The following is a 14,110-nucleotide window of genomic DNA, read 5'->3' on the forward strand; positions in this document are numbered from 1 at the left end:
TGTAATGGAGGAAGCTTCGGAGTGCTCAGGAAAGCGCTGTAACTCACCTCTAAATTTCCTGTTTCCCGGTCCTGATATGCTATAATTGACTATAATTTAGGTGCGGGCTGGACTAGCCTGTGCCCATTATAAAGGACAAGGAGGCAGAACGCTGTGGGCACACAGAAGACCAACCGCCGTAAGCCGAACCGGAAGCAGGTAGCTGCGTATCCATTGAATACACCACTGCCGAGGCCGGAGCTGCTAGCCATTCTGCAGGCAGCCGATGAGATTATCGCCGCCGGAGGGCGTACGCTTTTAGCCAAGATCCTGAAGGGCTCGAAGGAGAAGAAGCTGCTTGAACTCGGCCTGGATCACATTCCCGCCTATGGCTTCTACCGCGAACTGACGATGGAGCAGACCATGGAGAAGGTGGACGTCCTCATTGAGGCCGGTTACCTGAAGACCGAGCTGTCCGGGAAGCTTCCCATGATCGAATTCACCGTCTACGGCTGGACCGTCCGGCGGGAGCGGGCGACGGAGGAGCTGCTGCGGGAGTGGGAGAACTGGCTGGACCAAGGGATCACGCCGGTCAGTATGGAGTATCTGAAGGACCGGAACCGGGGGATGATTCTGATGTTCCTGTTCAAAATCCTTTGTTCCGGTGACCGGAAATACATTCCTTTTTTACAGCAATGGCAGCCCATAGAGTTCAAGAAGGTACAGGCTGAGATCAGGCAGGTAATAGCAGACCTGAATGAGCGCGAACGGCTGGTGGAGATGGAGTGGCATGAGCTGCTGCGGGAACGTGCGCAATCACTGATTGTACGTTCGCGCGATCCCGTTATACTTGTGTGTCAGGAATGCGACGGTCCGTTTGTATTCGATCACCTTGATTTTAGCTGCTACCGGGCAGATGGCATTTACTTTCCGGAGAAGTGTCCCGATTGCCTGCATCAGGAGGAGTCCTTGCATGAATAGGCTTGAACTGCGAACGAAGGTACGCCATGTGGTCAATGAAATCGTTTCGGAGAAGGGTTTCGTAAGTCCCCTGGATGTATTCTTGAGGATCGGGAAAATCACTCCTAAGCTCGTAGAAGAGTGGCGCTTCGGAAGAGTGCCATATTTGGAACGTGTGCTTCAGGGCAATCTGTCTCAATTCAGCTTTATCATGTCGCTGCTTCGCGAGAACGCGCGGGAGCTTCATTTGAAGCCGTCTTACACCGCCTATATGAGGTGGGGCAAAGGCCCGAAGCGACCGCTCCGCTTTTCAAAGTCCGGAGATCCCAATGTTGAGAAACATTACGCTACTCATTATGTGCCGGCTAAGCAGGAGGTACCTCGAAATCCATCGTTGACTAGTGGAAATATGCAGCCGAAGGGTGAGTAAGCAACATAATAAGAGGGGGACCTGCTAATGTTCAATTCCGAACAAGTAAAAAGCTTTATTCTCCATCCGGAGCCGGCTGTGAGCAATACCGCTTTGAGGTATTTTGCCGACAGTTTCTTGTATGAGCACGATACTACGCTGATGCCGCTTGTGTTACAAAAGCTGAAGCAATGCAAGGATACCGGAGAGGTTCACCTGTTTCATGCCTATAAGTTCCCGCAGACCGAGGAAACGATCCGTGAGCTGCTGGCTTGGTACCAATCTCCTTCCACCCACTATAATACAAGATTTCTGGTGCTGGGAATTTTGAAGAATTGTGATCTTCGGCTATTGGACCCGTTCATGGAGTCTGTCCAGGAAATTCCGGAATGGAAAATTAAGGTTGATCAGAAGATTCGCCTCTCAAAGATGACAGAGCAGGAGCTGTTGGACGAATTCAGCTTATTTCTGGAGCAGAGTTCAGGGAAATACTGGGATGAGTTCGATAATGTGTACGGGGATGAGCTAGTGAATGAGCTGGCGCTTAGACAATGTCTGGACGCTGATACTGTGCTGGAAAAGCTGCGCGATAACGACCCGGATTCTCCGAGCTACGAAGTCCACTATCTAATCCAACTGGCAGGTCAGATGAAGCTGGAGACGGCTATCCCTGTGCTGTGCAGTTTTTTGGGTACAAATGATGATTTGCTTCCAACCACTTCCGTTGACGCGCTGGCTCAAATAGGCACAGCCGGGGTGATCAAGACGTTAACCGAGCAATATGTCTCTGCTTCACAGGAATTCTTCCGGATATTTGCCGCCGATGTATTCGGAAGAATTAAGCTGCCGGACTCCGAGGAGGCGCTGCTCGCCTTATTGCCGGAAGAACGTGATATTACCAATGCGACTAAACTGGCTGATGATCTTTGCCAATTGGGATCGGTAAAAGGACTTCCGCTGGTTGCGGCGATGGTGGAGGAAGGCTATGACGAGGGGTACTTGAATCTCACAGAGTCCATCTATGCTTACTGTGTAATTTCTGATACGGCTCACCCGTCACTGCCGCAGTGGAAGAAGAAGCTTGATGCGGAAGAGGCACGGATGGCCAAGCGCAGGAAAGAAGTAGACCGGATGTCTAGAGTTAAAGCCCCTATAGGAACTTATAACAGACTTAACGGAACTGACAAAACTTATATAAGCCCGGCAAAAGTAGGCCGTAACGACCCCTGCTCCTGCGGAAGCGGGAAGAAGTTCAAGAAATGCTGTGGTGCTAACGCTTAATGGGTGGGACTAGAGCCGGTTCATGTTGAACGATTGAACGAATAGACATGTAGCCACCAGCAGATGTATACGGACTGAGGGTACGCTATTCTCCGAAAAAACCAACTTTTCTGTCTTAAACGGACTCAGAGGACGTTAAACTGTTCATTCGAGCAGAAAAAGCGGAGAAACAGGTTACTTAACGGCCCCTGAGTCCGCATGGCCCTGCGGACAGGCGTGATCCGCCGGAATAAGGGATCTCCAGTCCGCAATGTTCGTGCATGGTTCTTATTCCTCCACTACTAAAGAGTGAGGGCGGGTCTGTGAAGTTCATTTCCCGCTCAAACAGCGGAGTGGACGGAACGACCCGCGGAAAAGCGATAGCGTTCGCCTTTGTCTCCGGATTTTTACCGATCAGGGAAATAAATAAAATCTGGAGACAACAGCGATTGTAACAACGGTCCGTTCGCGCAGCGTTCACCCAAGTGCTCACCCTGATCCTACTCAAAAAAAGGGGGGGGTTCTCATCCCCCGGACGACAAAACAGCCCTCCCGAAGGAAGGCTGTTTCTATGACGTCCCGGAAGGGATACAGCCCATTCGGGCTGATTGCGAAGTAGTGCTAACGAAGCGTATGCTCCAACGTCCCCGGCTGGCGCCAAGGGTTCTCATCCTCCGGACGACAAAAGGGGCTGTCCCAAAAGTAGATACTCTACTGGTGGGGAAAAATTCCATGCCTTCTTAAAGGATTAATTTGTAAGAAAGGGAGCGATTCTCCGTTATTGGAGGATCGCTCCCTTGCGTTTCTGGTCATTCGCTGCTTGCTTCAGCAGGTTGTGAGCAAGCGAAAGCCAACCGACCTCTAGCGTCACTTTTTCCATGCCGCGAAGCAGAAAGCGCCGGAAGCCCCGGTTATTTTTTAATTGTCCAAATACACTTTCCGGCTCCGTCATTCGACGTACGGCCAATAGATAGCCTTCCTCGCTTCGGAGGATTTCTTTCGCCTGTTTCTGGTATCTAAGCCGCTCCAAACTGACTGCGATTTCCCGGTTTCCGCTTCCCTTCGTGCAGTTTTCTTTTAGCGGACACCCTCCGCAGCTTTGACTTTGGTAATGACGCTTCGTAATTTCGTATCCACTCTCTGTGGTTTCCTTGCTCTCTCGTTGGAAATACAGCGGGTATCCAGCTAAACACGTCCAGCGATCCTCGGATGCGTCGTAGGTCCAGTTCTCGATTTTTCCGACGTCGGCTTTCCAGGCTTTGCTCTTTTCTTTGTGGTAGGTGCTGTATTTCACGACGGCCTGTATCTCGCTCTTTTCCAGATAGGCGTAGTTTTCTTCACTTCCATAGCCGGCATCTGCAATGACCGTCTTTGGAAGTTTTCCGAGGAATTGCTTTGTTTTTGCCAGATGTGGTTCTAAACAGCGGGTGTCACCCGGTCTTTGATGTAGACTGTAGGTTAAAATAAATTGGTTTTCGGTCCCGATCTGTAGATTGTAACCTGGCTTCAGTTGGCCATTTTGCATGTGATCTTCTTTCATCCGCATAAACGTTGCCTCGGGATCGGTCTTGCTGAAACTATTCCGGTCCCCAAGCAGCTTTTGATATTGTTCGTACTTCTGCAGTCGAGGGAGCAAATCCTTACGCAACTTCCGAACCGTCTTTTTTAGGGGCTTGTCTTTCGGTTTTTCGGCAAGCTGAGCTTCAAGCTTTTGCACGGCTTGTTCGAGTTTCTCACTGTCCATTTGCGAACCCGTGCTGAGTTCAGCCAGATCTTTGCCCTGATTCTCTTGTTCTTCCTGCTCTTCCGCTGCTTCAATGTCAGCGAATAGGGCCTGTACCTTATCTTGCAGTTTCGCTTTGTGTTTGCTGACCGCTTTGCTCCAGACAAAGGTGTAGCGATTGGCATTCGCTTCGATCTTAGTTCCGTCCACAAAATAATGCTCCAGAGACACGTATTTTTCGTCAGCCAGAAACTGAAGCACGGCGGTAAATACCGTTTCGAGGACCTTTCTCATCCGCTGGGAACGGAAGCGATTCAGCGTGCGGAAGTCGGGTCGCTGCCGTCCGGCCAGCCACATGAAGGGAATGTTCTCCCGGACCGCTTTGGCGATTTGGCGAGACGAATAGATTCGCTGAGTGTAAGCGTAGATGATGACTTTGGTGAGCATTTTAGGATGGTAGCTGTCACGGCCGCCGCCGGGATAGGCCGCGTCAAAAATGGCGTTGTCCAGCCGATTGACGGCGGCATTCACGACGCGAACGAGGTGATTTTCCGGGATATCTTCTTCCAGATCCATTGGCAAGCAAAGCTGGTCCATGGTATATTGAATGTACAAAAGAAACCTCTCCTTTGAAATGGTTGTGTGGTAACTCCATTTTAACAAAAGAGAGGTTTCTTTTTGTGATTTTAGAAAGATTTGAAGAAACTTTTCCCGCTTAAACAGCGGAGAGGACGGAACGACCCGCGCAAAAGCGGCAGCGGTCGCCTTGGTCTCCGGATTTTCACCGCTAAGGGGAATGAAAAAAATCTGGAGACCACAGCGATTGAAACAACGGTCCGTTCGCGAAGCGTCCACCCAAGTGCTCACGTTGATCCTACTCCAAAATAAAAAGCTGTCCCAAGCAGCCATTTCATGGCTTTTGGGACAGCCCCTTGTTTTGACGTCCCGGAAGGGAGACAGCCCATTCGGGCTGATTGCGAAGTAGTGCTATTGAAGCGTATGCTCCAACGTCCCCTCGCTGACGCGCTGGGTTCTCATCCCTCCGGACGACAAAACAGCCCTCCCGAAGGAAGGCTGTTTCTATGACGTCCCGGAAGGGATTCGAACCCCCGACCGTGCGCTTAGAAGGCGCATGCTCTATCCAACTGAGCTACCGGGACATGAAGACTGACTGAAAAGCAAGCAAAAATTATGTTATCATACATAGTTAACTTTTTCAACTTGTTTTTTTGAAACCGTGCAGGGATATGCTATAATCTACAATTGATTAAGGTTCAGAAGCGATTACAGTTCGGAGAAAAGGAGGTGCCCTCATGAATCAATTCAATTCCCCCGCCAAAGAGAACATCGTGCTGTTTCCCAAGACCCTGGATTACTACCAGATTCAGCTCACAGTTATGCTGGAGAATGAACGTTACGGGGAAGCGATGGAGCTGTTGCGTTTTTTGCTGCAGTGCCAGGGACAGGAAGAGCGGCACTACGAGGAATGGCGGTCGCTGCTGGAATGGCTGGTGGCGGCCTTCCCCTACGCGGCGCAGGGCGGTGACGGGGACGATGCCCCGGATGCGGAGGATATGGATCTGGGGGAAGAGGACATGGCCCGGATTCTGGCCAGATCCAAGCTGGAGGAGGATGCGGAATACCCGGATAAGCTGCTGAAGCGGGTGATGAACGAACCGCTGTCTGAAGCGACAGTGCTGGCGCTGGAGCAGCTCTCCTACCTGGAGGGGAGCGGGGTGGATGAAGCGCTGACCGGCTGGCTGCAGCAGGCGGAGGTGCACCCCCTGCTGCAATTCCGTACGCTGCAGACGCTGCGGCGCAGAGGGGCTCAGGGGGCAATCAGGCTGAGCCGGGGCCATGAGGCTGCTGAGGTGGAGATCGAGACCGTGCCGCTGCAGAACGACGAATTCCCGCCGCAGATCAGCCAGGTGCTGGAACGGGTGGCAGAGCAGGCGGAGGTGCATGAGCCGACGCTGTATTATTTTGCCCAGGAGCTGTGGGGGCAGTTCGTCATGTCCATCTACGGGACGGCGGATTACCGCAAGCTGCTGGATGGGGAGTATTCGGAGCTGGATATTTGGGCGGGGGCCCTGCACCAGATGGTGTCGGAGAGCCTGAACGGGAACCGCAAAGAAGAGGAAACACGGGGGATGTACGGCATCACCGATAGCATGCGCTTCCAATTTGAGGGGGCCTACCGTTCGCTCAGGGGATTCGTGAAGAGTTCTCTACTTGATAAATAAAGTAATGTTGTATATAATATAGTGGTTATTCTGTGCGTGAAATGTTGGACTATTTAAGTAAACATGTAACCTATTTTTGGAGGGAAAAGTATATTATGAAAGCAACTTGGGAAAAGATAGAGAAGAACCTCGGAGTTCTTGAAGTCGAAGTAGAAGCAGACCGCGTAGCTGCAGCACTCGACAAAGCCTTTAATAAAGTGGTAAAGAAAGCAAACGTACCTGGATTCCGTAAAGGTAAAGTACCGCGGCCGATTTTTGAATCCCGTTTCGGTGTTGAAAGCCTGTATCAGGATGCTATCGACATTCTTCTTCCTGAAGCTTACGGCGAAGCCGTTGAACAGACTGACATCTTCCCTGTAGACCGTCCTGAAGTGGACATCGAGCAATTCGCCAAGGGCCAGCCGTTCATCTTCAAAGCGAAGATCACAGTTAAGCCAGAAGTGAAGCTGGGCGAGTACAAAGGTCTGGAAGTTCCAGTACAGAAGGCAGAAGTTACTGACGAAGAGCTGGATGCTGAACTGAAGCGTCTGCAAGAGCGTCACGCTGAGCTTGTTGTCATTGAAGAAGGAGCAGCAGCGAACGGCGACATCACAGTAATTGATTTTGATGGTTCCGTTGACGGCGTTCCATTCGAAGGCGGACAGGCTGAGCGTCATTCCCTGGAGCTGGGCAGCAATTCCTTCATTCCAGGATTCGAAGAGCAGGTAGTGGGCATGTCCACTGGAGACTTCAAGGATGTTGAAGTAACCTTCCCTGAGACTTACCACGCTGCTGAACTCGCAGGCAAAGCTGCTGTATTCAAAGTGAAGCTGCACGAAATCAAGCGCAAACAGCTTCCTGAGCTGGATGATGAATTCGCCAAGGATGTTAGTGAATTCGACACACTGGAAGAATACAAAGCAGACCTGAAAGCACAGCTCGAATCCCGTAAGCAGGAAGAGCTGAAGAGCGTTCGTGAATCCGCGGTAGTCGACGCAGCAGCAGCTAATGCTGAAGTGGAAATTCCTGAAGCCATGATCGCCAGCGAAGTGGAGAACATGGTTCGTGACTTCGATACCCGTCTCCGCCAGCAGGGCATGAACATGGATATGTTCCTCAGCTTCTCGGGCCAGACTCGTGAAGACCTGCAGGGACAAATGAAGGGCGATGCTGAGAAGCGCGTTCGTAACAACCTTGTTCTGGAAGTTATTGCCAAGGAAGAGAAGATCGAAGTGTCGGAAGAAGAAGTTACGCAAGAGCTGGCTACTATGGCTGAAGCTTACAAGCGTACTCCTGAAGAGATCCGCAGCATTCTGGCAGCCAACGGTTCCCTGAGCAGCCTGAACGATGAGATCTCCCTGCGCAAGACCATCGAATTCCTCGTTAGCAACAGCGTGGAAGTTGAAGCTCCGGCAGCAGCTGCAGAAGAAGCGGCAGCAGAAGAAGCAAAGGCTGAGTAAGCTTCAATCCTTTACCTAGAACGGCTATCCATTAGCCTCCATAGAGATTTGATAAGGCACGTAAGTTTTTGTTACGTGCCTTATTTTTATCGGGGGCCGGGCGTTTGGTAGTACATATCATGAATCCGTCAATTGGCATTGTCCGTGGAATTGCGTTATAATGGCATGCACATGAGCAATGCGGTTTAGGGGCACAGTGAATAAATGACATCCCGCTTTGAACGTGTTAAAATATTTCTGAAACGGAAAGACTAATCTGTATAGAGAAAAGAGGTTGGTGGCATGAGTCTGGTACCAATGGTTGTGGAAACGACAAGCCGGGGAGAACGCTCATACGATATCTATTCCAGATTGCTCAAGGATCGCATCATCTTCCTGAGCAGTGCGATTGACGATGATGTCGCCAATCTGGTTATTGCGCAGTTGCTGTTCCTGGCAGCAGATGACCCCGAAAAAGACATTCACTTGTACCTCAACTCGCCCGGTGGTTCTGTCACAGCCGGCATGGGTATATATGATACGATGCAATATATCAAACCGGATGTTTCAACGATTTGCGTAGGGATGGCAGCCAGTATGGGATCATTGCTCCTGACAGCCGGAGCGCCCGGCAAGAGATATGCGCTGACCAACAGCGAGGTCATGATTCATCAGCCGCTTGGCGGCGTTCAGGGGCAGGCGTCCGACATCTGGATTCATACCGACTGGATTCTCAAGACCAAGGCGAAGCTGAATCAGATTTATGTAGAGCGCACAGGTCAGCCCCTTGACAAAATCGAACGGGATACAGACCGCGATAACTTCATGAGCGCGGAAGAAGCGAAGGAATACGGGCTCATTGACCAGGTACTCTCTTCACCGATCATATCTTAAAGGGGTGGTAAGATGTTTAAATTTAACGATGAAAAAGGACAATTGAAATGTTCCTTTTGCGGGAAATCACAAGAGCAGGTTCGTAAGCTCGTAGCGGGACCTGGCGTTTATATATGTGACGAATGCATCGAGCTGTGCACGGAGATTGTGGAAGAGGAGCTGGGCCACGAAGAAGAGCTGGATATGAAGGATATTCCGAAACCGAAGGAAATCCGTGATATCTTGGATCAATACGTTATCGGCCAGGAGCAAGCGAAGAAATCGCTCTCCGTTGCTGTATACAATCACTACAAGCGTGTCAACAGCCAGAGCAAGATTGAAGATGTGGAGCTGACGAAGAGCAACATTCTGCTGCTCGGACCTACAGGCTCCGGTAAGACCCTGCTGGCGCAGACGATGGCGAAGATCATCAACGTGCCTTTTGCCATTGCAGATGCCACTTCCCTTACGGAAGCCGGTTATGTGGGTGAAGACGTTGAGAACATTCTCCTGAAGCTGATTCAAGCGGCTGATTATGATGTGGAGAAAGCCGAACGCGGCATTATCTATATAGACGAAATTGACAAGGTAGCGCGTAAATCCGAGAACCCGTCCATTACCCGTGACGTATCCGGTGAAGGCGTTCAGCAGGCGCTGCTGAAGATTCTGGAAGGTACAGTCGCTTCGGTTCCACCGCAAGGCGGACGCAAGCATCCTCATCAGGAATTCATTCAGATCGATACTACGAACATTCTGTTCATCGTGGGCGGTGCCTTCGACGGCCTGGAGCAGATGATCAAGCGCCGTATCGGCAAAAAAGTCATCGGCTTCAACGCTGCGGTTGAAGGACAGAAGGACCTCAAGGCCGGTGAATACCTGTCCATGGTATTGCCTGAGGACCTGCTGAAGTTCGGTCTTATCCCAGAGTTCGTCGGCCGTCTGCCGGTGATCTCGACCTTGGAGCCGCTTGATGAGAGCACCCTGGTACGTATTCTCTCCGAGCCTAAGAATGCGCTCGTGAAGCAGTATGTGAAGCTGCTGGAGATGGATAATGTAGCTCTGAAGTTCGAACCGCTTGCTCTTGAAGCGATTGCGAAGGAAGCGATCAAGCGCAACACTGGTGCCCGCGGACTGCGTGCCATCATCGAGAGCATTATGCTTGATGTGATGTACGAGGTGCCTTCACGGGATGACATTAAGGATTGTGTCATTACCGAGGAGGTTGTTAAGGAGAAGTCCCTGCCGGAGCTTAGTCTCAAGAAGGATAAGAAAAAAGAAGAAAGCGCGTAAGCCAGGCTTAAATAACCGGGCCTGACACGGCTTAACAATACAGCTCAGGGTCTCCACTTTCTCCCGCACACCCCGCATGACCTGCGGGGGCGGGGAGGGTGGAGCTTTGATCGTTATGGGGGAGAAAACCATGTTCCTGAGACACCAGACCCGTCCCGTCAATGTTGGCGGAGTGATTATCGGGGGTAACAACGAGGTTGCCATCCAAAGCATGTGTACGACCAAGACCGCCGATGTAGAAGCAACCGTGGCCGAGATTCTGCGGCTGGAGGAAGCCGGCTGTCAGCTCGTGCGCGTAACGGTCAACAATGAAGAAGCGGCAGCAGCAATTAAGGAAATCAAGAAGCAGATTCATATCCCGCTCGTAGCGGATATTCATTTCAATTACAAGCTGGCCCTGCTGGCGATTGAGAACGGCATCGACAAGGTGCGGATCAATCCCGGTAATATCGGACGCCGTGATAAGGTGGAAGCTGTCGTTAAGGCCTGTAAGGAGAAGGGGATACCGATCCGTATCGGCGTTAACGCCGGTTCACTGGAGAATCACCTGCTGGAGAAATATGGTTATCCTACACCGGAGGCGATGGTGGAGAGTGCCTTGTACCATATCGGCATTCTGGAGGAGCTGGACTTCCACGATATTATCGTATCGCTGAAGGCGTCCGATGTGCCGATGGCCATCGAAGCCTACCGCAAGGCAGCGGAGGTCATTCCTTATCCGCTGCATCTGGGGATTACCGAGTCCGGTACTCTGTTCGCAGGAACAGTGAAGAGCTCCGCCGGGATCGGCGCGCTGCTCTCCATGGGCATCGGCAGTACAGTGCGGATCTCCCTGAGTGCTGATCCGGTGGAGGAAGTGAAGGTAGCGCGTGAACTGCTGAAGACCTTCGGTCTCATCTCGAATGCGGCAACTCTGATCTCCTGCCCGACCTGCGGACGCCTGGATATTGACCTCTTCTCGATTGCGAACGAAGTGGAGGAGTACATCTCCAAGCTGAAGGTGCCGATTAAGGTATCCGTCCTCGGCTGTGCGGTGAATGGTCCGGGGGAAGCCAGAGAAGCGGACATCGGCATCGCCGGTGCGCGCGGAGAAGGGCTGTTGTTCCGTTACGGCAAGATGATCCGCAAGGTGCCTGAGGCGGAGCTGGTCTCCGAGCTGAAGAAGGAGATTGACATTATTGTGGAGCATTTCGAGGCGACCGGCGAGATTCCCGGCCGCAGTCATGCCGGACTGGCTCCGGCCGCTGCGCTCAGCAATTCGGAGAACGGGAATTAACAGAACGCCCCGTTCGTTACGAACCCTGTCCTAATTATAATTATGTCCATGTACCTGAAGTGCCCCGCTGCAGAAGTCTGTCCAATCAGACGTTTGCACCGGGGCGTTTTTTTATGCGAATCTTACGTATAGTCTTCTTCAACAAAGTTAGCATATAGAGCAGTAAGGGAAGAATCACCAAGAAGATGAACGCGAAATTCCCCCATACTTTTGCAATGATTTCATTAACATAAACGGTATTGATATAAGTATTCCAAGCGATGATGATGAACAATACAGCCAGGGGATAGATGAGATAGTCCTGCTTCCGCAGATGGAAGACGGATTGCAGCCCCTTCAGAATGGAGAAGTAGAGCAACGAGATTTTGATGAAAAAGGTCAGTACCCAAATGGTGATCAGAATGCCTTCGACCCGCTGCAGAATATTTCCGATATTGATCGTTTTGGCCAGTGCATAGGCGGGGAAGGTGCTGTTCTCCGTCTGTTCAATCCCAAGAATGAGCAAGCTGAGCAGTACAATGATGCTAAGGACCATGCCGCCTGTGAACGTGCCCAGCAGAAAGGCCCGCTCCCCGCTTTTTGGCTTCCTGACGAGTGGCAGGAAGGTCATCAGCACGATGAGTTCCTGAAACACAGCGGATTGATAGCCGCCAAGGAGGATAGGAGGTAACCCCCCTTCCAGGACCGGCTTGATATGATTCCATTCGATTTTGGGAATCAGGGCCAGCACAAGAATCAGGAACAGGAACAGCACCCAGGGGAATAATAATTCGCATACTCTGGCAAATACGACTACCCCTGAACTGACACTCACTATGGCAGCGATCAGGAAGATAATCTGGACCGCTTCAATTGGTGTTTCGGGCAGAATCTCACTGGTGATGAAGAAGCCGAGGTCGCCCAGCAGCGTACCGGTGAGAATCATGAAATAGAACAGATACAGTAGCGAGACAATTTTGCCAACCCATTTGCCGAAACCCGCTTCGAGTATTTCATAGAGATCTCTGCCGGGATACAGGCGGGCAACCGCGAGATACAGGATGACCATAATCAGATTAATCAGGAGGCTGCAAAGAGCAGCGACCCAGGCATCTTCTCTTGCAGTATGTGCTAATCCGCTTGGGATGATCAGAATGGAAGTTCCGATGGTGAGTCCGAAGGTCATGATATAGAACTGCCGTAAGGAAATACCCGAACGATTCTTCACAGGTGGTTCACTCCCTCGCTCATGAAAGTTATTTCAGGACAGAAGCTGCATGATACTGCGTACCCAGTCGAGCGGCCTGAACTGAGGCAAGTCTGCCATGTCCAGTAAGGTTGCCGCAACCGTAAGACTCCAGAGACTATAGAAGGCGGCTGCATCCCGCAGTGACCGTAGCCTAATTACGGCAGGTGTCTTCAGGATCAATACCAGTAACAGAAAGAACAGCAGAATCAGATTCCAAGTCATTTTTCCTCTATCTCCTGTTTCAAGGGTTGGATGATCGAACCGATGCGCTGAATCACTATCTTGGAGCGTACTTTTACCTTGACGGTTCTGAAGCTGTCCTCCCAATTCTCGCGGTACGTTCGCCACAGACGGGGATACTTCCGGTGTAGGGCTTCGCCGAACCCGAAGATGTCAGCGCCGTATTTCTGCTGGACCTCCCGGATATTTTGCGTGAGGCTGAGGTCATAATCCTGCTCCAGATTCCTCTGAATATCTTCGATGCTGGCCGGATTATTCAGATTAAGCTTGCCTTGAATCGTGGTGAGATTGGCTTCAATATTTAGCCTTACCGTAAATTCAGGCTTGCCCTGTGCATCTAGCCGGACGTCCAGATTGCTGTCTGAACGGGTTATTATGAAGCCTGCAAGTCCGCCTCCGGGACTGTGTTCATTGCTAACTGTGGAGTCTACTTCATCCAGGACATAATTGACCGTTTTGCTGCCAGGTTCGTCCAGCCAGCCAACCAGCTTGTCTTTTTTGAACACTGCGATTCCCGCATGCTCGATCATGGTCTTCGGGCTGATCGTATCCACATTATTCACGGACCCTCCATTCTGCCCGTCTCCATTCAGTTGCACACCGGACATCACCGGATTGGAGCCGCCGCGCTCCAGCTCGGTAATGAACTGCTGGAGGGTCACTTTCCCGGTGGCTGCCCATTTTTTATGCGAGACCAGAATCGAAGAATACAGGGAGTTCGCCGGAATATGCTCGAATGGAGTGATAATTTCCAGTATCTTGGAAGCCTTGGATTCCTTCGCCACCAGCAGGAAGAAATCCGTACGCAGCTCATGGTTGCGTGAGATGAAATCCAGCACATCGCTGACTCCCCTGCGGGCCAAGGCCTCTCCGATGACTAACACGCGGATGTGGGCCAGATACAGCATACGCGGAGTCATGCTCAACATACGCTGCAACGCATCGGGAACAGTTCTGCCAATGGCCTGATAAGTCACCACAGGCACCCCCCCGGAGCTGCCTCCCTTCTGGTTGCCCGCCTCCCCGGGATTCATCACCTGAACAGTGACGGCATAGCCGCCCGGATCGAGATCAATGCCGAGCGCCATGACGAGCGCCAGATCATTCAGCTCTTTGCGGCTCCAGCATCCGGTGAGCAAGGTAAGGCTGATGATCAGAAGGATACACAGGAATTTTCTCCACATGGCCAGCAGTCCTTTCGTTGAAGAGAG

General features: G+C 51.5%; 12 protein-coding genes and 1 tRNA gene. 8 read left to right on the plus strand and 5 right to left on the minus strand.

What is annotated here, in order from left to right:
* Positions 1-153 precede the first annotated feature (153 nt).
* The 3 genes from MKY64_RS01375 to MKY64_RS01385 are packed head-to-tail and all read left to right on the plus strand — an operon-like array spanning position 154 to position 2,629.
* Positions 154-960 carry an RQC-minor-1 family DNA-binding protein gene (locus tag MKY64_RS01375; protein ID WP_340950574.1) on the plus strand — a complete coding sequence of 269 codons (807 nt, stop codon included), beginning with the start codon at positions 154-156 and terminating at the stop codon, positions 958-960.
* Positions 953-1,369 carry a hypothetical protein gene (locus MKY64_RS01380; RefSeq protein ID WP_339250670.1) on the plus strand — a complete coding sequence of 139 codons (417 nt, stop codon included), beginning with the start codon at positions 953-955 and terminating at the stop codon, positions 1,367-1,369. The genes MKY64_RS01375 and MKY64_RS01380 overlap by 8 nt, the downstream gene beginning before the upstream one ends.
* A gap of 27 nt (positions 1,370-1,396) precedes the next feature.
* Positions 1,397-2,629: an SEC-C metal-binding domain-containing protein gene (locus MKY64_RS01385; RefSeq protein ID WP_340950576.1), complete on the plus strand. Its 1,233-nt coding sequence runs from the start codon at positions 1,397-1,399 to the stop codon at positions 2,627-2,629.
* A gap of 757 nt (positions 2,630-3,386) precedes the next feature.
* Here the strand turns inward: MKY64_RS01385 and MKY64_RS01390 are convergent.
* Entirely contained in the window at positions 3,387-4,946 is a 1,560-nt protein-coding gene (locus MKY64_RS01390) for an IS1182 family transposase (protein ID WP_339257603.1), read from the minus strand.
* 471 nt (positions 4,947-5,417) lie between these two features.
* Positions 5,418-5,491 (minus strand) — tRNA-Arg (locus MKY64_RS01395).
* A gap of 153 nt (positions 5,492-5,644) precedes the next feature.
* On the opposite strand from MKY64_RS01395, the gene MKY64_RS01400 reads away from it, so the two are divergent.
* From MKY64_RS01400 to ispG, 5 genes are all read left to right on the plus strand, one after another.
* Positions 5,645-6,574 carry a hypothetical protein gene (locus tag MKY64_RS01400; RefSeq protein WP_339250666.1) on the plus strand — a complete coding sequence of 310 codons (930 nt, stop codon included), beginning with the start codon at positions 5,645-5,647 and terminating at the stop codon, positions 6,572-6,574.
* A 95-nt stretch (positions 6,575-6,669) separates the two neighbouring features.
* Complete coding sequence (gene tig / locus MKY64_RS01405) at positions 6,670-8,013, plus strand: trigger factor (protein ID WP_339250664.1); 1,344 nt, start codon at positions 6,670-6,672, stop codon at positions 8,011-8,013.
* A gap of 282 nt (positions 8,014-8,295) precedes the next feature.
* A complete protein-coding gene (clpP, locus tag MKY64_RS01410) occupies positions 8,296-8,886 on the plus strand; it encodes an ATP-dependent Clp endopeptidase proteolytic subunit ClpP (RefSeq protein ID WP_036726029.1) in 591 nt (196 codons plus the stop codon).
* 12 nt (positions 8,887-8,898) lie between these two features.
* The gene (clpX, locus tag MKY64_RS01415; protein WP_209876883.1) at positions 8,899-10,155 is read left to right on the plus strand and encodes an ATP-dependent Clp protease ATP-binding subunit ClpX; all 1,257 of its coding nucleotides are present in this window, start codon (positions 8,899-8,901) and stop codon (positions 10,153-10,155) included.
* A 130-nt stretch (positions 10,156-10,285) separates the two neighbouring features.
* Positions 10,286-11,431: a flavodoxin-dependent (E)-4-hydroxy-3-methylbut-2-enyl-diphosphate synthase gene (ispG, locus tag MKY64_RS01420; protein ID WP_209877026.1), complete on the plus strand. Its 1,146-nt coding sequence runs from the start codon at positions 10,286-10,288 to the stop codon at positions 11,429-11,431.
* Positions 11,432-11,516: 85 nt separating this feature from the next.
* On the opposite strand, the gene MKY64_RS01425 is transcribed toward ispG, so the two are convergent.
* Genes MKY64_RS01425 through MKY64_RS01435 form a run of 3 tightly spaced genes read right to left on the minus strand, consistent with a single transcriptional unit; the run spans position 11,517 to position 14,083 of the window.
* The gene (locus tag MKY64_RS01425; protein WP_339250661.1) at positions 11,517-12,638 is read right to left on the minus strand and encodes a GerAB/ArcD/ProY family transporter; all 1,122 of its coding nucleotides are present in this window, start codon (positions 12,636-12,638) and stop codon (positions 11,517-11,519) included.
* Between the two features lie 33 nt (positions 12,639-12,671).
* Positions 12,672-12,881 (minus strand): hypothetical protein, encoded by a 210-nt coding sequence (locus MKY64_RS01430; protein WP_209876889.1) that lies wholly within the window; start codon positions 12,879-12,881, stop codon positions 12,672-12,674.
* Positions 12,878-14,083, minus strand: a complete 1,206-nt coding sequence (locus tag MKY64_RS01435; protein ID WP_339250658.1) for a Ger(x)C family spore germination protein — start codon at positions 14,081-14,083, stop codon at positions 12,878-12,880. Before MKY64_RS01435 ends, MKY64_RS01430 begins: the two co-directional genes overlap by 4 nt.
* Between the last annotated feature and the right edge of the window lie 27 nt (positions 14,084-14,110).

Origin of the sequence: Paenibacillus sp. FSL R7-0210 (genome assembly GCF_038009085.1) — a bacterium.
Lineage (GTDB): Bacteria > Bacillota > Bacilli > Paenibacillales > Paenibacillaceae > Paenibacillus_AQ > Paenibacillus_AQ silagei.